The following is a 19,117-nucleotide window of genomic DNA, read 5'->3' as shown; positions in this document are numbered from 1 at the left end:
ATTACCGGTAGGAAATAGTGCTTCACCAGGGTCAATGGGTGCAACAAATTCTATCTTAACCTCAGCCGCTGGAAATGCCACACCATCTAAGATAAAGTCACCCATTTCACGAACCACACCACCTGCCATAGGTACATGAGCAATAATCGTTTTTTGAATATTTACCTGCCAAATACGCACTTCTATAATGCCATCTTCCACAAGTCTATTTTTATCAATAAAACCACTTTTAATTGCAAAAGAACCTACTGCACCTGTTAGGTTACCACAGTTACCACTCCAATCTACAAAGGGTTTATCTATCGCTATTTGACCAAACCTATAATCTACATCATGATCTTCTTTAGTACTTTTACTTACAATAACCGTTTTACTAGTACTAGAAGAGGCATTACCTAGCCCATCAATTTGTTTATTGTATGGATCAGGACTACCAATGACACGAAGTAAAAGCTTATCAAGTTTGGCTTGATCTGCTAATGCTTCTTTTGGTAGGTCATCTTTTTTAAAAAACACACCCTTGCTTGTACCACCACGCATATACGTAGCGGGGATTGCTTGTTGTGGTGTATAAGACATTTATACTTCCTTATTTTTGTGCTACGAAATCTTTAGCAAATTTTTGCAAGATTCCACCAGCATTGTATACTTCAACTTCTGCACTCGTATCAAGTCTACATACTACAGGTATCTCTACACTTGTACCATCAGCTCTCGTCATAAGTACGTTTAGTGTACATCTAGGTGTTATACTACCACTTATCTCATATATTTCTGTACCATCAATGTTGTAAGTATGTCTTGTATCTCCGTCTTTAAACTGTAAAGGAAGTACACCCATTCCAACAAGGTTCGTTCGGTGAATACGCTCAATACTTTGGGCAATAAGAACCTCAACACCAGCAAGTCGTACACCTTTAGCTGCCCAATCACGAGAACTTCCCTGTCCGTAGTTTATACCTGCAATAATAATCAGTGGTTGTTTACGCTCTTGATACGTTTCAATTGCTTCCCACATTCTCATAACTTCACCTTCAGGTTCAACACGAGCCAATGAACCTTGTTTAACATTACCATTTTCATCTTTAACCATTTCATTAAAGAGTTTCGGATTAGCCAATGTTGCACGAACAGCAGTATTATGATCTCCCCTATGCGTAGCATACGAATTCAAATCATCAATAGGTAATCCCATTTTAAGACAGTACTCTCCCGATGCACTCTCTGGCAATATCGCGTTTGATGGAGAAAGGTGATCTGTAGTGATATTATCAGGAAACACGCCTAATGCACGTAAGTTTTTAAGTGCTGGTCTGCCTGTAAATTCATCATCCCAATATGGTGGTTTTTGAATATATGTTGACTTAGAACTCCAGTTATAAAATGGATCTATTTCAATATTATCTAAAGCACTTTTTGCAAACATAGGCTCATAAATTTCTGTAAACATTTCTGGTTTTACAGAAGCTTTTACCACTGCGTCAATCTCTGCATCTGTTGGCCATAAATCTTTAAGCCTAATGTCATTACCATTTTTATCAGTACCCAATGAATCTTTTTCAATATCAAAACGAATACTACCAGCTAGTGCGTACGCAATAACCAATGGAGGAGAAGCTAAAAATGACTCTTTTACATAGGGATGTATTCTACCATCAAAGTTTCTGTTACCAGAAAGCACAGCCGTTGTATAGATATCGTTATCTACAACTTCTTTTTGAATAGCAGGGTCAAGTGCTCCACTCATACCATTACATGTAGTACATGCAAACCCAACAATACCAAAGCCTAGTTTTTCTAGTTCACCTAGTAAGTTAGCATCTTTTAAATACTCTTCAACTACTTTAGAGCCTGGTGCCAATGATGACTTAACCCATGGTTTACGCTCTAATCCAAGCTCATTTGCTTTTTTAGCCAATAAACCAGCTGCAACAACGTTACGTGGGTTAGAGGTATTTGTACATGATGTAATAGCCGCTATTAAAATAGCACCATCAGGCATCTTGTCTCCATCAATAGTAAAGTCTTTACTGATACCTTCTGCTTGAAGTGTACTTGTAGGTACAAGATTATGAGGCTTAGAAGGTCCAGCAAGTGAACGTGTCACAGTACTAATGTCAAACTCTAACTCTCTTGCATATGTAGCATTACTAAGAGTCGTAGCCCACAGACCATTTGCTTTTGCATATGTCTCTACCAGTTTTACTTGTTCTGGTGCTCTACCAGTCAGAGTAAGGTACTCTAATGTCTGATTATCTATTGCAAACATTGCTGCACTCGCACCATACTCAGGTGTCATGTTAGAAATAGTTGCTCTATCTCCGAGTGTTAAGAATTCTATACCTTCACCATAAAACTCTAAATATGAAGAAATTACAGCATTCTCACGTAAAAAACATGTCATCGCTAAGGCAATATCTGTAGCAGTAATACCTTCAGACCTTTTGCCCTTTATGTTCACACCAACAATCTCAGGTACTCTCATAAATGAAGGATTTCCTAGCATGACATTTTCAGCTTCTAGTCCACCTACACCAAGAGCCAAGACACCCAATGCATCAACATGAGGAGTATGGCTATCTGTTCCCACAAGTGTATCCGGACTTGCAATACCATCAATTGAATGAACAACAGGTGACATTTTTTCAAGATTTATTTGGTGCATAATACCATTACCAGGAGGGATAACATCTACATTATCAAATGCTACTTTCGTCCAGTTAATAAAATGAAATCTATCGGCATTTCTTCTGTCTTCGATGGTTCTATTCTTATCAAAAGCGTCTGGGTCAAATCCACCACACTCAACGGCTAGAGAATGGTCAACAATAAGCTGAGTAGGTACTACCGGATTAACCTTTTTAGGATCTCCACCTTCTTCAGCAATAGCTTCACGAAGTCCAGCAAGATCAACTAATGCTGTGAGTCCTAAAATATCGTGTGTTACAACTCGACTTGGGTACCAAGGAAAATCTTTATCGTCTCTTTTTTCAATGAGTTGCACTAATGAATCTCTTAAATCCTCAGCTGGACATTTACGAAGTAAATTTTCAGCTAAGACACGTGAAGTATAGTTTAGCTTTTCAAAAGAACCATCTTGAATCTCTTCAGCAGCTTTTCTTACATCATAATACTTTAAATCTGTACCTTCAAGTTTTTGTAAATAATTTTTACCTGTCATCTTAACCTCTCTGCGCTATTGGTATAAATTTTAAATCTTCAAGACCTGTGTAATTTGCAGATGGACGTATAATTTTGCCATCTTCTCTTTGTTCAATAACATGTGCACCCCAACCACTTACTCTTGAAATAATAAATAATGGTGTAAACATATCAGTAGGAATATTCATTTGATTATAGGATACTGCTGAAAACCAGTCAAGGTTAGGAAACATTTTTTTAGCATCCCACATTACATCTTCTATCCGTGATGCGACATCGTACGTAAGCGGTGTACCATTCTCATGAGAAAGTGTTTTTGCCACTTCTTTAATAACAACATTTCTAGGATCACTTGTAGTATATACAGGATGTCCAAAACCAATCACGATTTCTTTATTTTCCATACGCTCTATAATGTCTGCTTCGGCTTCATCAGCAGAACTATAACGTTGTTGGATTCTAAATGCAGCTTCGTTTGCACCACCATGCTTTGGTCCTCGTAACGCACCTATCGCACCTGTTACTGCTGAGTACATATCCGATTCCGTACCCGCAATTACACGTGCCGCAAATGTAGAAGCATTAAACTCATGCTCCGCATAAAGAATTAAAGACACATGCATTGCTTTTACCCATGAATCTCGTGGCTTTTCACCATGAAGAAGGTGTAAAAAGTGTCCGCCGATACTTTCATCATCTGTTACAAGGTCTATACGTTTATTGTTATGTGTATAGTGATACCAGTAAAGTAAAATGGAACCAAATGATGCCATGAGTCTATCTACTAAATTTTGTGCTTGCACTTTATTATGATCTTCTCCCTCAGCTTCTAGACAACCTAGAGCCGAACATCCTGTTCTCATAACATCCATAGGGTGTGTCTCTTTTGGAAGTTGTTCTAAAATGTTTTTAACACCTTGGGGAATATCTCTCATCGACTGTAATTTTATTTTATATAGGTCCAACTCTACTTGAGTTGGTAGTTTTTCATGGATTAATAAGTATGCAATTTCTTCAAATTCTGCTTGGGTTGCAAATTCTAAAATATTGTATCCACGGTAATGTAAGTCATTCCCTGTACGTCCTACTGTACATAATGCAGTATTCCCCGCAGTAACACCTGATAGTGCTACTGATTTTTTAGGTTTGAATCCTGATTTTATCTCATTACTCATCGTCTATCCTTTTTATTTACTTTGCGAAAAAAGTGCGTCTAATTTATCTTCATATGCATAGTAATCTAGCATTTTATATAATTCTTTTCTTGTTTGCATAATAGGTATAGTGCTTTCTTGTGAACCTTTTTCCATAATCGCTGTAAATACTTCAAGTGCAGCTTTATTCATAGCTCTAAATCCTGAAAGAGGGTACAGAACCATATCTATACCTGAATTACCTAGTTCTTCAACGCTAAACATAGGCGTTGCGCCAAATTCAGTAATATTTGCAAGTACTGGTACTTTAATTACATCTGTAAATGCTTTGTACTCTTCAAGTGTGTGGATTGCTTCTGCAAAAATCATATCTGCTCCAGCTTCTACATACGCTTGAGCACGAGCGAGTGCTGCTTCTTGACCTTCGCTTGCGTGTGCATCCGTTCTTGCCATTACAACAAAGTCCGGATCTGTTTTACCATCTACTGCTGCACGAAGACGATCACACATCTCCTCTGTACTTACAAGCTCTTTGTTTGGTCTGTGTCCACATCTTTTTTGTGCTACTTGATCTTCAATATGACACCCTGCTGCACCTGCTTTAGTCATCTCTTTTACCGTTCTTGCAATGTTAAATGCTCCACCCCAACCTGTGTCAGCATCTACTAAAAGAGGCAAATCACAACGTCCAGTAATGCGTCTAATATCGATACATACATCTTCAAGCATTGTCATTCCAATATCTGGTAGTCCATAACTTGCATTAGCCACTCCTGCACCTGAAATGTAAAGTGCTTTAGCTCCTGCAGCTTCTGCTTGAATAGCACTATATGCGTTAATAACACCTAATATTTGTAATGGTCCCTTCTCTTTTAATGCTTCTCTAAATTTTTTTCCTGCGCTCATGTTATGAATCCTTTTGTTTTGTTTTTGGATAACCAAGTGCGTTAATAGCCTTAGTAATTTCTGGTAATACTGTTTGATCTTCAATAGTTGAAGGCATATTCCACTCTTTACCATCAGCGATGTCTCTCATGGTACCTCTTAGTATCTTGCCGCTTCTAGTTTTAGGTAATCTATCTACCACCGTTGCTATTCTAAAACTCGCAACTGGACCTATCTCTTCACGTACAAGTTGTACAACCGCGTCTACAATAGAACAATTGTCTCTTTGGATACCTTCTTTAAGTACCACAAATCCCATAGGTGTTTCACCTTTAAGGGCATCATCTACGCCAATAACAGCACACTCTGAAACATCAGGGTGTTTTGCAACAATTTCTTCCATTTCACCCGTACTCAAACGGTGACCAGCTACGTTTATTACACCGTCCATACGACCCATGACCCATACATAACCATCTTCGTCTATGTATCCTGAGTCACCTGTAAGATAATATCCATCATAGAACTTAAGGTAAGAACTTTTATAACGCTGGTCATCATTCCAGATACCCATTAAACAGCATGGAGGTAGTGGTAATTTTAGGACAAGGTTACCAAGTTGTCCTGGTTCACATTGCTTCCCATCAGCATCTAATGCTTGGAGGTTAAACCCAGGCATTGGTTTAGTAGGACTTCCAGCTTTAACTGCCATTGGGTCCAATCCCGTTGGATTAGCAGCAATTGCCCAACCTGTTTCAGTTTGCCACCAATGGTCAATAACCTCTTTACCAGTTACCTCTTTAGTCCATGCATACGTTGCAGTATCGCATCTCTCACCTGCCATAAAGACAGTTTTGAGTTTACTTAAATCATATTTTTCAAGGAATTTACCCTCAGGATCTTCTTTACGAATAGCTCTAAATGCTGTTGGTGCAGAGAAAAGATGAGTAACCCCATGCTCCTCACATACTCTCCAAAATGCTCCTGGATTTGGTGTACGTACAGGTTTACCCTCATACATAACCGTTGCACAACCATTCATAAGTGGTGCATAAACAATATACGAGTGTCCAACAACCCAACCTACATCACTGGCTGCCCAAAATACATCACCTGCTTTTGCATCATAAATATTGTCCATAGACCACTTCATAGCTACAGCATGACCACCATTGCTACGTATAACCCCTTTAGGTTTACCCGTAGTTCCTGATGTATATAAAATATAGAGTGGATCAATAGCATCAACAGGTACACATTCCACCGGGTCTGTTTTTGCTTCTTCTTCTTCCCAGTCAACATCTCTCCATGGTAGCATGATTGCACGTTCTTGAGGGCGTTGCCAAACAAGACATGTGGTTGGCTTATGGCTTGATCTTTTAATGGCTTCATCAATGAGTGGTTTATAGTGGATTACTTTACTTATTTCAATACCACAACTAGCACTCATTATAACCTTTGGTTTAGCATCCTCAATTCGTGTTGCAAGTTCATGTGCAGCAAACCCACCAAATACCACTGAGTGAATAGCTCCAATTCTAGCACAAGCAAGCATGGCAATAGCCGCTTCAGGAATCATAGGCATATAGATAACAACCCTATCTCCTTTAACAACACCTTTGTTCACAAGTATTCCAGCAGTTTTTGCTACTCTATCGCGTAGTTCTCTATAAGTGTACTTTATTTTAGTATCGGTTACTGGAGAATCATAAATGAGAGCCGTTTGATTACCCCTACCATTGTCTACATGTAAGTCAAGTGAATTGTAACAAGTATTCATACACCCACCTACAAACCATCGGTAATGTCCATCTAGTACATCAAGTACTTTATCCCACTTGTGATACCAGTGCACTTTTGTTGCAGCTTCTGCCCAAAATTTCTCAGGGTTGCTAATCGACTCTTTATATATATCATCATATATTTTGCTCATCAATTCTCCTTTTGTTAAAGTATACCACAGCTATGAATAAACAAATAGTATAAAAAATGTTTATAATAATTTCTTTTATACATAAAAATAATTTTTACATATTCAGTATACATTATGTATAAAAACTATACAATTACTTCATTAGGAGATATTCCATTGTATATCAATAGCATAGATAAAATGATTGAAATATATCAACGTTCAGAACTCAGTATGTCAAAGTTTGCCAAAATACTAAAAAAAGACAGAAGAACAGTTAGTTCTTGGATATATAGAGAAGTAAAAGTAACGCCAAAGAAGGAAATCTTAGGGCATATATCCTCATTTTTCAGGTACTCTGATGAGATATGGAACGAAAGTTGTGAAAAAGAAGAGTTTCTCGATATGATAACTTCAGTACCAACAAAAGATGTCAAAATCATAGAAGAAAACCAAGAAGGTAGATTAAAATATATTTTAAAAAATGAATCTGAACAACGTTTGGTTATCCATCCTAAATTTCCTGGTTCTGTTTACAGAGATGTTATATCACCAAAATTTTATGCACAAAAAGAGAACAATAAGATTGATGTATTAAAGAAAGAACGTATAGATAAAATGCTCAATTATGCTTACAAAAGTGACGAATGGCATGACATAAAATCCTTACTCAATTTCTGTTTTAGTGAGATCGGTAACTTCTACACAAAAGAAGAAAAAATAGCTACACTTGAACTATTATTTGATACATTTCATGACAATTACAACAAAAGACTTTATCTGTTTGATTCATTTTCAAAAAAAATCTATGGCTTAGATACAATGTATACTTCTGTCGATATCAAAAATAACATTATGTTCTTTAAATCTCCTTTGGAATCGCTCTTTATAGAGATTAGAAATAAAGAAATAGTAGAGAAAATACATCGACACTTTACACTAAGTAAAGAGTCTCCTGCACATGTTAAGCCTAATGATGCAGGGAAAATACTACAGATACTTATCACTGTTTTAAAACAAAACAAAAACCTAATTGATGCGTATGAAGAGATTAATCTAAAAACCTCTTATGGGGCACTATTTAAAAATAATCTCAGCCTTTCAATTAGAGAAAGACTTTCAGAACCTAGAGTATAAATATATAATAGAAGTACTTAACTAGATTTTTACCAAATATCTTCCAACGGATTTCCCTGAAAGTAGTATGTCATAAGCAGTTTTAATTTCCTCAAGCGTAATCTCATTACAGAGTGTTTCAAGCATAGGTATTTTAAACTCATTTGCAATCTTCTTCCAAGCAGCCTCTTTCTTTTGTAATGCTATTTCAACAGAATCTATACCAATCAGTCTTATCCCTCGTAAGATAAAAGGAAAAACACTTGTGTTTAGTTCATATGATGCATTTAGTCCACAACAAGTGACAACACCATCGTATTTTGTTTCTTTAAGTGCATGGGCTAAAATCTTGCCACCCACCGTATCTATGACTGCTGAGAATCTGGGTTTTAACATAGGCTTTTTATTATCTACATCAAAAGTATCTCTTAAAATAACTTCTTTTGCCCCAATACTTTTTAGAAAGGGAATCTTTTCTTCTTTGCCACTTAGCGCAATCACATCAAAACCAAGTTTACTTAAGATGGCAACAGCAATTGACCCAACACCACCTGTTGCGCCCGTAACCAATACTTGACCCTGCTTAGGCGTCACTCCATTGGCTAAAAGTTCTTCAACACTAAGTGCAGCTGTTAGACCAGCCGTACCATAGATCATACTCTCTTTATCGCTCAATCCCTCTGGTATATTTACTATCCATGAAGCTGGCACTTTAACAAACTCACTATGTCCACCATCACTGTTCATACCCAAGTCATATCCTGTTACCAACACATGCTGACCAACTTCAAAGTTAGCACTATTGGAAGATTCTACCACCCCAGCCACATCAATACCTGTAACATGAGGAAAAGTTCTTGTAACACCTGGATTACCAATAGAGCTAAGTGCATCTTTAAAGTTAAGTGATGAGTAAGATGCTTTTATAAGTACTTCGTCTTTACCTATGATAGGTATAGACAAATCTTCAATACAAGATTCAAAATTTTCATTTTCATTTTTGTTTACTACATATGCTTTCATTTTGCACCTTTAAGTATTTTTCTCTATATAAAGAGATAGACCCTCTTAGAGGATTCTTTAAGTTCTTCCATTGACTAGCCAAGCCAACTATTATAAAGTATAATAATCGTATAATTATCGTATAATTATGGATATATCAACTACGTATATATAAAGATTGTATATGTGTAAAAACGTTACATAATAAATTTTATCTATTAAAATAAGTTAAGGTTATATAATGGAAGAAGACTTTCTTGATGACAAACAGTGTGCCATCTTTAAAGAGGCATTAGATCACTCTCCAGAAGGTGCATATTGGTTTAATACAGAGGGTAAGTTTATTTACGTCAATAAGGCAACTTGTATTATGGATGGCTATAGTGAGGAAGCATTTAAAGATATGTACCTCTCAGACATCGACAAAAACTTTACTAAAGCAGAACTTCCTTATTTGATGCATAAAATTTACACTGCAAGAAATTGGTCTGAAGAGACAACACATCAAAGAAAAAATGGTACTGTCTATCCCATTGAAATGACTGGATATGGGTTTATCTATCATGGAAGACAAACTATTTGTGCTTTTGCTAGAGATACCACACAGATGAGATTCTTTAGAAAAAAATATGCGCATACCAATACAAAACTTACAAAGTCACTTAAAGAAAAAGAAGTGCTTCTCAAAGAAATACACCACCGTGTTAAGAATAACATGCAAATTATCTCCTCACTACTTGATATGCAAAGCAGAAGAAGTGACGATATAATCCTTAAAAATGCACTTCAAGAGAGTAGAAGTCGTATTCACACTATGGCTTTGGTACATGAGTTTCTCTATTTGGGAGATAGTCTTTCCTTCATAGACTTACCCCTCTACATCAATAAGTTACTGCATGACATTAAACAAAGTTGTACTGCACATAGTAATCCTGTCAATCTCGAAATTGAAATAGAACCCATCTTCTTTTCTTCTGATAAATGCATTCAAATAGGTATGGTTGTCCATGAACTAGCAGTTAATGCTTTTAAATATGCCTTTGCTAATAAAGAAAACAATATCTTCTCAATTAGACTTACAGTTCAAGAAGATCAATACAATGATTCTATAGAACTATATATTAAAGATAATGGGGATGGCTTTGATACTACACAGAACCATATAGAGAAAAACTCTATAGGTATGAATTTAGTTCATTCTATTGTTGAAGATCAATTGGAAGGTACTATCTCTTATAGCACCAGTCCCAATGGAGTAGTATATAAAATAATTTTTCCCTATCTGGAGCATTTAAATGATTAAAAAAAAGATACTTATTGTTGAAGATGAACCAATCATTGCAATGAATTTAAAAGAAGTGCTTATTGAATTAGGCTACGAAATTTCTGGAATCGCTCCAAGTAGATCTAAAACTTTAGCACTATTGGACAAAGGGATTCGACCTGATCTAGTGCTGATGGATATTTATCTCAAAGGTACAGTAACCGGTATAGAATTGGCTAAAGAATTAAAAACTATTATTCCCGACACGCCCATTATATTTCTTACGGCAAATTCAGAACTATCTACGATTAAAAAAGCAGCTTCCGCTTATGCGTATGGGTATTTAATTAAACCCGTAAAAGAAAGAGAACTTCATGCCAACATTGAGTTGGCACTTCAAAAATCCAGTTTAGATGCTAAAACTAAAGAACAATTAAATAGCGTAGAGAATATAGCAAAAACACTTGAGCATACACTACAAGAGAGCAAAGAGGAAAAACTAACATTTATTACGCTTAAGTATGGATATGTCTTTTACATAGAAAAAAAAGCCCTCCATTTAAAAGGAAAATTGGTAAGTCTTACAGTGAAAGAGAGAGATCTAATGGCTCTTCTTTGTCAACAAAAGGGTAATTTTGTATCCCGAGAACAAATTGAGCACAGTATATGGGCAAATGAACCGGCTGGTGAAGCCGCTTTTAGATCACTTATGTTCAGAGTTAGAAATAAACTTCATAAAGATCTCATTATCAATAGTAACAATATTGGTTATAAAATTGCGCGGCTTTAACTGTCAATTTTTTCCGCCAATTCAAGTTTAAAGTGTAATACCTATAAAAATAAGAAGAGTGAATTGAAGTAGAGGTTAGCTACGATAAAATAAGATTCCAATCCAGCAAGATAGGGAATAAAATGAAATACGAAGTGCCCCTAGAGGGTATAAAAGGGAAAATACTTATAGGGTTTCTTGAAAAACGGTACATCCTAGATAATAGTCCCTAAACTAGGGAGCTAAGGTTTTTCTATCATTTATCCGACAGTGGTAAATTGAATAGCATATAGTAAGAGATATAACGCATTTATGGCATTTCTATAAACAATAAATACAATGCATTCCTATCTTCTTGTTAAAAAACGGTACAAATATATTTTATGGATAGAGAGAGATTCGAATAAAACCTATCCTTTAACTTAAAATATTTAAAATTAATTGTAAAACATAATGTAAAACATAATGTAAAACATGATATAATACTTTAATTCAGAAAAAGGAGATTGTTATGGCAATTAAACATCTTAATGTAAATGCTAAAGAAGAAAGCGGTATTCTTCTTTCGGGTAGAGATGCCAAAAAAGTTTTTTCTATGTTTCAAAATAAAAGACAAAAAGCGCATGTTGAGCATAAGCAAGCTCGTTTACAATCTCTCTTTAGTAAAGCAATAAAAATTTCTACTACTCGATAGGCTTTCGATGCCAAAAATTGTTAGCTTATCTTCCATTTCTAGAAGTTCTTATGATAAATTAAAAAAAACTTTCTCTTGTACAAATGAGCATCTTCAGGAATATATTCGACAGTTCGCATATTCACATCAAAAAATGGGTCTTTTTAACACTTATTTTTTAGTTGATGATGCAGATACATACTTGGGATATATATCTGTTTCCAACGCTACAATTGAACGTGAAGAAATAGAAGATGAAATTGATATACCAGCTTCTATGCAATACTCAATACCTGCACTAAAAATAACTAGACTTTGTACTTTTGATGGAAAAGCTAATGAGGGTGTGGGAACTATATTGATCACTTTTATGACCTTATTAGCTATTATTCAACAAAGTACATCAGGTTGTAGAGCTATTATTGTTGACAGTAAACCTGAAGCAGTTCAATTTTATGAAAAATTTGATTTTATTCAAGTCGCTAAAGAAGATGATAGTGACACAATATTCATGGTCAATGATATATTACAACCTACTGAATTAAAAGATATTATTCCATCAATGATAAAATTTTGTAAACAATATCAACAAATTAAATTTATTGATATATTAGAGAAACTAACATAAATACTAACCCATTTCTAAAATAATGGTATAGGTTCTAATAATCCATTCTAAAGTTGATTTTTTCTACTTCATCACGATATTACTTCATCACTTACCTCTTTTAAATATATCTTCATATTAAATTTAACTCATTTTCTTCTTGCAACTGTGCATTATCCCATGCTCTTTACTATAGGTACATTCAATCATATGTGTTTTATAGTTAAAATCTTTTATACTTTTAGCATCCATAGTTCCTAAATATACCCTATCAAAGTTATTCCCTAGTTCCATACTACATTCATCTATTGCTTTATATCTATTATTTTTTAGTCCGCATTTTATGTTTGCTATTTGATTTTTATGAGGGTTTATAACTGAATATGGTTTTGGATGGAACATACCGTATATAACAGTAGTTGAGTCTAATCTATTATCACTTTTTTTTGTAATTTTAGAATATGATTTTAGTTTTATATTTTTTGAGAAATTTTGATATTTTTTTATAGATGCTATAGTTTTTGGCTGTGTATATGTTTTTTGTTTACGATTTGTAGGTGTATATGATTGTGTATAATTTTTTGCAGGTGTATAACTTTTCTTTTGTGTTGGTTTTACATAATTAGATGTTTTATTGTTACTTGAAGTATATGTTCTATTTTTTAATCTTCTATTTTCATGAGTTAATTTTCTAAGTTCTACTTGACTACTTTTTAATAATCTTTCATTTATATCGCTTTTTCGTTTAATGTTTTGATTCTCTTGTGAAAGTCTTTTCACTGTAAGGTTTAAACTCTCCTTACCTCTTGTTAAATCATTAAATTCAATAATTCCAATATATACGATTATTATTAGTATCAATGTTATTATACTAAAGCCTATCTTCCACATTTTATTAGTATGTTTTAGATTTGAGTTTTGGATTTTGTCTTTGTTGTAAATAGGATTCATTTAATATCTTTTATTTTTGATAATCAAATATTAACTAAAAACAACTTATAAGATTGTTATATTTCACTTTTTACATAATCTATGACGGGATATACTCGTTAAATATTGACATAGAGAGATTCGAAAAAAAAACTTATGTTTTATGATATTTAAGTTATTGTTTTATAGTTACCAATTTAGCATACTCATGCATAGGACCAATTTTAATTAAAAACTTTTCAAGTTTATTCGTTTTTTCTTTTGGTATTATTACTATTCTACATTCATTTTGATATGCATATTTAAAGTGTTTAGAAAAAATAATATTTGGTCTTACTTCCATTCTTATTTTAAGAGGATCTATATACTCGACATAATCAAAATAGAATTCAAATTTATTTATATGTTTTGCCATTTCTTTTTTTATATTTTCTATGTATCTAGAAATATCAGTAATAATTAAACATGAATCACATTCAAAGTCATCATATTCTCTGTAAGTATATTTTCCTGCTAATGATTGTATAAAATAGTCGCTTGATAATTGATATGTACTTGTAATATTACCTAGTGGCTTAACTTTAGTATTATTTTTTTTATTAGTTATAGTTACTTTTGATGGATGAGTTATAATGTCAAATTGTAATTCATTATCACGAATAGCTTCATTTAATTTTTCATCATAATAACTTGATGCTGGCGATATTTGTATTTCACCGAAATCTAAAGCATTTTTATTGTATTCATATTGGCTAAATTTATAAATAGATTTTGACATGTCTATGTTAAGTTCTTTTATCGCTTTTAATGCTTTGGTTTCTAAATCAGGTTTAATAATATTTTCTTTTTTTATAAAATCATATTCGAATTCATTTGGATTAGATTCAGAACGAAGGACAAACTCTTCTAAAGATTCAGTAAATAAAATCATCCAATATTTTCCATCATTATCATCTGTTTTTCTAAATGAAATCTTTCCATTTTCTCCAACTATTAATAAATTATATAAAATATCGTTGGTGCGATTCATTAGTTCATCTTCATTCAAATATTCCATATATCTATTTTCTCTGTAACTTAATCTCCATTGTTCATGATTACTTAACATACAATAATTTTTTATTCCATCTCTGCTAATTCCGCCATCATTAAATGATAGAATTTTTTTGTTTTATGTTCAGGTAACTTATCAATAGCCTTCATCATTTCACTTTTCAAATATTCAATATTATTTAAGTCTGGATACGTTTTATTTTCTTCAAAGTTTGCTTCAATTATTTTATAAAGTGCTGGTTTTTCTTTTTCCCAATTACTTAAAGTTTGTCGTGTAATGTTAAATAATTTTGCGATATCTTCTTTTCTCATAACTATTTTCCTTTTTATTGCAAATTATTATACTAATTAAGCTTTATTTAAGTTAAATAATTTTACAATACTCTCATATGTAAAATAATTATACATTAAGGAAGTGACAAATGAAAAATAATCAAAAAATACAAGGTTCATCTTTATTCGATGATTCAGTATCTTATATAAATACATCTTCAAATAATTCAAATATCGTTCATAAAAACAGTGTCACTTCTTTTAACAATAATAGCAAAAAATCACTTAATATTGATAAATACAATTGGTTTACCACGACGCTTTCACATAACAATGCATTGAGTTTGATGTTAGTCGTTTGATATATCACGCGCCATTTGAGAATGAAGCCGTAAAACTCTAACTCTCCCCTCTTCAAGTCGTCACTTCTGGAGGGTTAAACAATGATGACGAAAAAGGAAATGACAAAATGTTTATATATGAAATATTTTTAGGATTATTTTTAATTATAGGTGGATTTGCATTTAGGTTTATAGAGTCTACTAAGTAGGTTTTCTAAACTTAATTGACAGTTGATTAAGTAAATTTTTAAACAAAAAAATATTTAGAGTATCAAAGATTAGAAACTGGTTTAAATAATGATTTTATTTTTATGAAGCAAGATAAAACACATTATGCAAATAATTCTTTATTCTATAACGAATATAGAGCTATTTTAGATAAAGCGGAGTTACCAAGAAGAAGTCTACATAATACTAGGCATACATTTGCTAGTATGATGCTAAATAACAATATTGAGCCTTTGTGGGTGTCTTCAACATTAGGACATAGAGATTTAAGTATCACTCTTAAAGTCTATGCTCATTACATCCCTAAAAAGGAAAAAATGGTTATAGGGTTTCTTGAAAAACGGTACAAAAACGGTACATCATAGTTTAAAGTCCCTAAAATAGGGTACTAAGGTTTTTCTATCATATATCCCATTCCACGAACATTTACAAGTAAGTCTTCTTTAAGTATTTTTTTTAATCTATTCATTTCTGCACGTATTGTCGCATTATCTATAATTTGTTCATCCCATACATAGATTCTAAATTGTTCAAAATCTACAACCATACTTCTATTTCTTGCAAGTAAATCTATAATTTGCGATTGCCGTTTTGTAAGTATTTGAGGTTCATTTTTAAACAAAAGTACACTATGTTCTTGGTCATAGCTATAGTGCGTTGAAAGTCTTAGATGAACTCGAGGAGTTTCTTTGTCTAGTTGTATTCTATCTATCCGAAGTGAAAGTTCCTTAAGATGAAATGGTTTTTTTAGGTAGTCATAACATCCTAAATTATATGCACGCGAGATATCTTCTATATCTACTAAAGCACTTATATAGATTGCGGGAGTATGAATTTTTAATACTTGTATTTTTTCTAAAAAACTCAATCCATCTATTCCCGGAACATTAATGTCAAGAAGCAACAAATCATAAGAATTCCTCTGAATACTCTCGTAGGCTTTGAGACCATCTAGATATGTTTGAACACTATGACCAAGTGCTTCTAAGTACTCATGTATAGATTCATTAAGCATTACTTCGTCTTCCAGTAAAAGTATTTTCATCATTCCCCCATCATTTTAAATTTATATGAAAAAGTTGTTTTTTTATTCGTAGAGTCCAAAACAATGAGAACACCTTCTTCTTTACATATATTTTTCACTAACCCTAATCCAATTCCAAAACCTTCACGATGTTTTTCTTCTCTATAAAAAGAATCAAAAATCTTATCTGTATTTTTAATCTCTTTAGATTTACTCCCCATAGATATTTCTAAAAAACTACCTTCACGTTTTAAGGCAATACAAACTATTTCATCTGCTAATGTGTACTTAATAGCATTCGTAATAGTATTGTCAACAATTCTTTGAAGTTTTGTCTCATTAAAATATATATAGACATCTGCCGTATATGGAAGGTATTTAAATTGTATTCTGGATTGTTCAGCCACCTCTTTAAAGAAATCTAGTCGAGACTTAAGATAACTATCTAGCTCAATCGCAATTTTAGGATATTCTATCTGATCTTTTTTTACTAAGTAACTTAAATCATCATAAATATTAAAAATATTTTTTACTGCCGCTTCAATCTTTGAAAGTTGTCTATCTTTTTTATTTTTCATTACAAAAAGCTCTATGCTCGTAAGTATTACACTCAAAGGTGTATTTGTCTCATGTACAGCGTAGCGTAAAAACTCTTTTTGTGCATGTAATAAATCTTGAGAAAATATCTTTTCTTCTTCTAAATTTTTATTTATCAGAACTAAGTCTGCAGTCTTTTCTTTTACCTTGTCTTCGAGACTTAGATTAAGTTCTTTAAGCGTTCTTTTTTGTTCACTAATAGTATCGACCATATCATTTGCATATCCAACCATAGTCTTAAACTCTTTAAAAAAAATAGCATCAGGGTTTAACACTTGCTCATCATGGGCGGTATCTTGAAAAAAAACTAGGAAAGCATGCATGTCTTTTCGAATAAGTGTAATAAAAATTTTAGAAAAACTTAGCATAATTCCAAAGATAATAAAGGCTAAAGTTAAAATAGCAATGGTATTTTTAATTAAGAGAGTTTTTAGTTTCTTTTGAGTTTGTTCATACGCTTCCTCTGGAGTAAGTGATTTTTCATGTAAACTTTCTTGATTGAGTAAGGCTCTTTCATAATCATTATAGTTTTCCGTAATTAATAAGTATGCAAATATAGCTGTAAAGATAAGTATAAGTATAGTAGTAAAAATATTAGCTTGTTTAATTGTTATATTAGTAACTATTTTTAAAAAGTATTTATCAATACGGTTGAGTAAATTTATCATAAGAAACATTATAACAATCATTTATAAACTTTGACTATAATTGCGCAATAAAAAACTAAAGGTATAAAATGTCTACAAAAAAATATGATTTAAGTGCTGATGAATTAGCAAAATTACAATACGCAAAAGTTGATACTGCTAAAGGCCTAATCTGGTTAAAATTATTTCCAGAAGAAGCTCCAAATACAGTTGCTAACTTTGCACACTTAGGAAACTCTGGTTATTATGACAACTTAAATTTCCACCGTGTAATTCCTGGTTTTATGGCACAAGGTGGCTGTCCTACAGGTACTGGAACTGGTGGACCGGGATGGAATATAGCTTGTGAAACGAATACAAACACTTCAGTCCATACGTCAGGAACTCTTTCAATGGCGCACGCTGGACCAAATACTGGTGGAAGCCAATTTTTCATCACTTTTGTAGACACACCTCACTTAGACGGTGTGCATACTGTTTTTGGTGCAATTGAAGAAGATGACAGCGAAAGCTTTGATGTTCTTAGTTCTATTGACGGTCAAGATGCTATTAATAGTATCTCAGTTGTCGAGAGTAAATAAGTAAATATAAGTTGAATAAGTACACTTAAATGTGTACTTATTCTTCCACTTCTTCCATAAACTCACTAGGATCTTCTAAACAATCCATTCCATCAGAATGATTTGCGACATTTGCACCGTACGTATAAGTAAGATCACCTCCCATTTTGCCTTGGTATAAAACCCCTACTGCTATTAAAACAAGAAGTAAGATAGAAAACACTTCAGCTTTAAATACTCTCTTAAAACAACCATAAAATTTCATAAGTGCTGCAATAGCCATTGAAACAACTAAATAAAGCCCTAAATCTTTATGTTGTAACAAAAGCGATTGTCCCTCTTTACTTAAGAGTATATACGCTTCTCCACCATCATCTTTTCCTGTAAAAAAAGCAATAATCAAAAAAATACTTGAAAAAACCATAAATCTGGTCGATATTTTAGACATGATTTCGTTAGGCTTACGCAAGTAAACAAGACCTAGTATTAAAGCGATAAGAGGAAGTACCATTGCAAAGTGTGCTGAAGCTGGATGTAACATTTAAAACCCTTGTATATAAAAATTTCTTATGTAATATTTTACTATATTTATCACTAAGAGTCCATATAGATTTAAGGAAAACTATGAAAAACCAATTTATACTAAAATATACGATAATCATATTATTATTCAATATTCTTTTTGTAACAAATATATTTGCTACAGCTACTAATACATGTAATTATTATAATCAACAGTATGATAAGTATTCATATTTAGTATCAATTACTCCCGATGTTGACACGATAAAAAACGACTTTATTGATAAAATGGATTTCTATGATATGAAAATATTTCATTATGACTCTTGTGATTTAAGAACACCTCAAAAGAGTATACGTACATATGATTTTGTTGATGAGATGTTTGAGTAACTTTA

The 19,117-nt window shown here is 32.9% G+C and carries 20 protein-coding genes and 1 pseudogene; 9 read left to right on the top strand and 12 right to left on the bottom strand.

The features are described 5' to 3' along the window. The 5 genes from ACI9TV_RS08190 to ACI9TV_RS08170 all read right to left on the bottom strand — a co-directional run. A partial coding sequence (locus tag ACI9TV_RS08190) for a PrpF domain-containing protein (protein WP_415250289.1) occupies window positions 1-579 on the bottom strand: 579 nt, incomplete at its 3' end. A 10-nt stretch (window positions 580-589) separates the two neighbouring features. Further along, window positions 590-3,181: a Fe/S-dependent 2-methylisocitrate dehydratase AcnD gene (gene acnD / locus ACI9TV_RS08185; protein ID WP_415250288.1), complete on the bottom strand. Its 2,592-nt coding sequence runs from the start codon at window positions 3,179-3,181 to the stop codon at window positions 590-592. 1 nt (window position 3,182) lies between these two features. Then, window positions 3,183-4,337, bottom strand: a complete 1,155-nt coding sequence (gene prpC / locus ACI9TV_RS08180) for a 2-methylcitrate synthase (RefSeq protein WP_415250287.1) — start codon at window positions 4,335-4,337, stop codon at window positions 3,183-3,185. Window positions 4,338-4,349: 12 nt separating this feature from the next. Beyond that, on the bottom strand, window positions 4,350-5,222 hold the full coding sequence (gene prpB, locus ACI9TV_RS08175; protein ID WP_415250286.1) for a methylisocitrate lyase: 873 nt from the start codon (window positions 5,220-5,222) through the stop codon (window positions 4,350-4,352). Window position 5,223: 1 nt separating this feature from the next. Continuing rightward, a complete protein-coding gene (locus tag ACI9TV_RS08170; RefSeq protein ID WP_415250285.1) occupies window positions 5,224-7,134 on the bottom strand; it encodes a propionyl-CoA synthetase in 1,911 nt (636 codons plus the stop codon). A 114-nt stretch (window positions 7,135-7,248) separates the two neighbouring features. On the opposite strand from ACI9TV_RS08170, the gene ACI9TV_RS08165 reads away from it, so the two are divergent. Further along, window positions 7,249-8,250: a hypothetical protein gene (locus ACI9TV_RS08165; RefSeq protein WP_415250284.1), complete on the top strand. Its 1,002-nt coding sequence runs from the start codon at window positions 7,249-7,251 to the stop codon at window positions 8,248-8,250. 21 nt (window positions 8,251-8,271) lie between these two features. Here ACI9TV_RS08165 and ACI9TV_RS08160 read toward each other — a convergent pair whose 3' ends face one another. After that, window positions 8,272-9,252, bottom strand: coding sequence for a YhdH/YhfP family quinone oxidoreductase (locus ACI9TV_RS08160; RefSeq protein ID WP_415250283.1), 981 nt, complete (start codon window positions 9,250-9,252; stop codon window positions 8,272-8,274). 220 nt (window positions 9,253-9,472) lie between these two features. On the opposite strand from ACI9TV_RS08160, the gene ACI9TV_RS08155 reads away from it, so the two are divergent. The 4 genes from ACI9TV_RS08155 to ACI9TV_RS08140 all read left to right on the top strand — a co-directional run bounded on the left by ACI9TV_RS08155 (window position 9,473) and on the right by ACI9TV_RS08140 (window position 12,565). Next, on the top strand, window positions 9,473-10,534 hold the full coding sequence (locus ACI9TV_RS08155; RefSeq protein ID WP_415250282.1) for a histidine kinase dimerization/phosphoacceptor domain -containing protein: 1,062 nt from the start codon (window positions 9,473-9,475) through the stop codon (window positions 10,532-10,534). Beyond that, window positions 10,527-11,285: a response regulator gene (locus ACI9TV_RS08150; protein WP_415250281.1), complete on the top strand. Its 759-nt coding sequence runs from the start codon at window positions 10,527-10,529 to the stop codon at window positions 11,283-11,285. Before ACI9TV_RS08155 ends, ACI9TV_RS08150 begins: the two co-directional genes overlap by 8 nt. A 490-nt stretch (window positions 11,286-11,775) precedes the next feature. Continuing rightward, on the top strand, window positions 11,776-11,958 hold the full coding sequence (locus ACI9TV_RS08145; RefSeq protein ID WP_415250280.1) for a hypothetical protein: 183 nt from the start codon (window positions 11,776-11,778) through the stop codon (window positions 11,956-11,958). 7 nt (window positions 11,959-11,965) lie between these two features. Further along, complete coding sequence (locus tag ACI9TV_RS08140) at window positions 11,966-12,565, top strand: GNAT family N-acetyltransferase (RefSeq protein WP_415250279.1); 600 nt, start codon at window positions 11,966-11,968, stop codon at window positions 12,563-12,565. Window positions 12,566-12,688: 123 nt separating this feature from the next. Here the strand turns inward: ACI9TV_RS08140 and ACI9TV_RS08135 are convergent, their stop codons facing one another. The 3 genes from ACI9TV_RS08135 to ACI9TV_RS08125 form a co-directional block, all read right to left on the bottom strand. Next, window positions 12,689-13,495: a hypothetical protein gene (locus ACI9TV_RS08135; protein ID WP_415250278.1), complete on the bottom strand. Its 807-nt coding sequence runs from the start codon at window positions 13,493-13,495 to the stop codon at window positions 12,689-12,691. Between the two features lie 154 nt (window positions 13,496-13,649). Continuing rightward, complete coding sequence (locus ACI9TV_RS08130) at window positions 13,650-14,582, bottom strand: hypothetical protein (protein ID WP_415250277.1); 933 nt, start codon at window positions 14,580-14,582, stop codon at window positions 13,650-13,652. A gap of 11 nt (window positions 14,583-14,593) precedes the next feature. Continuing rightward, on the bottom strand, window positions 14,594-14,839 hold the full coding sequence (locus tag ACI9TV_RS08125) for a hypothetical protein (protein ID WP_415250276.1): 246 nt from the start codon (window positions 14,837-14,839) through the stop codon (window positions 14,594-14,596). Window positions 14,840-14,949: 110 nt separating this feature from the next. Between ACI9TV_RS08125 and ACI9TV_RS08120 the strand changes: the two genes are divergently transcribed. Then, window positions 14,950-15,162, top strand: coding sequence for a hypothetical protein (locus ACI9TV_RS08120; RefSeq protein ID WP_415250275.1), 213 nt, complete (start codon window positions 14,950-14,952; stop codon window positions 15,160-15,162). 245 nt (window positions 15,163-15,407) lie between these two features. Beyond that, window positions 15,408-15,734: pseudogene (locus tag ACI9TV_RS08115) on the top strand (tyrosine-type recombinase/integrase); the annotation flags it as partial. 23 nt (window positions 15,735-15,757) lie between these two features. Here the strand turns inward: ACI9TV_RS08115 and ACI9TV_RS08110 are convergent. Both ACI9TV_RS08110 and ACI9TV_RS08105 read right to left on the bottom strand, forming a co-directional pair. Next, window positions 15,758-16,414 carry a response regulator transcription factor gene (locus ACI9TV_RS08110; protein ID WP_415250290.1) on the bottom strand — a complete coding sequence of 219 codons (657 nt, stop codon included), beginning with the start codon at window positions 16,412-16,414 and terminating at the stop codon, window positions 15,758-15,760. Next, the gene (locus tag ACI9TV_RS08105; protein WP_415250274.1) at window positions 16,414-17,658 is read right to left on the bottom strand and encodes a sensor histidine kinase; all 1,245 of its coding nucleotides are present in this window, start codon (window positions 17,656-17,658) and stop codon (window positions 16,414-16,416) included. Before ACI9TV_RS08105 ends, ACI9TV_RS08110 begins: the two co-directional genes overlap by 1 nt. A 68-nt stretch (window positions 17,659-17,726) precedes the next feature. Here ACI9TV_RS08105 and ACI9TV_RS08100 point away from each other — a divergent pair, with 68 nt between their 5' ends. After that, the gene (locus tag ACI9TV_RS08100; RefSeq protein WP_415250273.1) at window positions 17,727-18,218 is read left to right on the top strand and encodes a peptidylprolyl isomerase; all 492 of its coding nucleotides are present in this window, start codon (window positions 17,727-17,729) and stop codon (window positions 18,216-18,218) included. Window positions 18,219-18,255: 37 nt separating this feature from the next. Here ACI9TV_RS08100 and ACI9TV_RS08095 read toward each other — a convergent pair whose 3' ends face one another. Then, complete coding sequence (locus ACI9TV_RS08095; protein ID WP_415250272.1) at window positions 18,256-18,738, bottom strand: DUF2231 domain-containing protein; 483 nt, start codon at window positions 18,736-18,738, stop codon at window positions 18,256-18,258. Window positions 18,739-18,821: 83 nt separating this feature from the next. Here ACI9TV_RS08095 and ACI9TV_RS08090 point away from each other — a divergent pair, with 83 nt between their 5' ends. Continuing rightward, complete coding sequence (locus ACI9TV_RS08090; protein WP_415250271.1) at window positions 18,822-19,112, top strand: hypothetical protein; 291 nt, start codon at window positions 18,822-18,824, stop codon at window positions 19,110-19,112. The last annotated feature ends 5 nt before the right edge of the window (window positions 19,113-19,117 follow it).

Source organism: Sulfurimonas sp., from assembly GCF_047622445.1.
In the GTDB taxonomy this organism is placed as follows: Bacteria; Campylobacterota; Campylobacteria; order Campylobacterales; family Sulfurimonadaceae; genus Sulfurimonas.
Note: the sequence above shows the minus strand (reverse complement) of the source record. Positions and strands in the feature narration are given on the sequence as shown.

Bases quoted from the DNA above. Each gene is read 5' to 3' on its own strand.
- ACI9TV_RS08155 (WP_415250282.1), top strand. From the start codon at position 9,473: ATGGAAGAAGACTTTCTTGATGACAAACAGTGTGCCATCTTTAAAGAG.
- ACI9TV_RS08140 (WP_415250279.1), top strand. From the start codon at position 11,966: ATGCCAAAAATTGTTAGCTTATCTTCCATTTCTAGAAGTTCTTATGAT.
- acnD (WP_415250288.1), bottom strand. From the start codon at position 3,181: ATGACAGGTAAAAATTATTTACAAAAACTTGAAGGTACAGATTTAAAG.
- ACI9TV_RS08145 (WP_415250280.1), top strand. From the start codon at position 11,776: ATGGCAATTAAACATCTTAATGTAAATGCTAAAGAAGAAAGCGGTATT.
- ACI9TV_RS08125 (WP_415250276.1), bottom strand. From the start codon at position 14,839: ATGAGAAAAGAAGATATCGCAAAATTATTTAACATTACACGACAAACT.
- ACI9TV_RS08160 (WP_415250283.1), bottom strand. From the start codon at position 9,252: ATGAAAGCATATGTAGTAAACAAAAATGAAAATGAAAATTTTGAATCT.
- ACI9TV_RS08170 (WP_415250285.1), bottom strand. From the start codon at position 7,134: ATGAGCAAAATATATGATGATATATATAAAGAGTCGATTAGCAACCCT.
- ACI9TV_RS08105 (WP_415250274.1), bottom strand. From the start codon at position 17,658: ATGATAAATTTACTCAACCGTATTGATAAATACTTTTTAAAAATAGTT.
- ACI9TV_RS08130 (WP_415250277.1), bottom strand. From the start codon at position 14,582: ATGTTAAGTAATCATGAACAATGGAGATTAAGTTACAGAGAAAATAGA.
- ACI9TV_RS08110 (WP_415250290.1), bottom strand. From the start codon at position 16,414: ATGAAAATACTTTTACTGGAAGACGAAGTAATGCTTAATGAATCTATA.
- ACI9TV_RS08095 (WP_415250272.1), bottom strand. From the start codon at position 18,738: ATGTTACATCCAGCTTCAGCACACTTTGCAATGGTACTTCCTCTTATC.
- prpC (WP_415250287.1), bottom strand. From the start codon at position 4,337: ATGAGTAATGAGATAAAATCAGGATTCAAACCTAAAAAATCAGTAGCA.
- ACI9TV_RS08120 (WP_415250275.1), top strand. From the start codon at position 14,950: ATGAAAAATAATCAAAAAATACAAGGTTCATCTTTATTCGATGATTCA.
- ACI9TV_RS08150 (WP_415250281.1), top strand. From the start codon at position 10,527: ATGATTAAAAAAAAGATACTTATTGTTGAAGATGAACCAATCATTGCA.
- prpB (WP_415250286.1), bottom strand. From the start codon at position 5,222: ATGAGCGCAGGAAAAAAATTTAGAGAAGCATTAAAAGAGAAGGGACCA.
- ACI9TV_RS08090 (WP_415250271.1), top strand. From the start codon at position 18,822: ATGAAAAACCAATTTATACTAAAATATACGATAATCATATTATTATTC.
- ACI9TV_RS08165 (WP_415250284.1), top strand. From the start codon at position 7,249: ATGTATAAAAACTATACAATTACTTCATTAGGAGATATTCCATTGTAT.
- ACI9TV_RS08100 (WP_415250273.1), top strand. From the start codon at position 17,727: ATGTCTACAAAAAAATATGATTTAAGTGCTGATGAATTAGCAAAATTA.
- ACI9TV_RS08135 (WP_415250278.1), bottom strand. From the start codon at position 13,495: ATGAATCCTATTTACAACAAAGACAAAATCCAAAACTCAAATCTAAAA.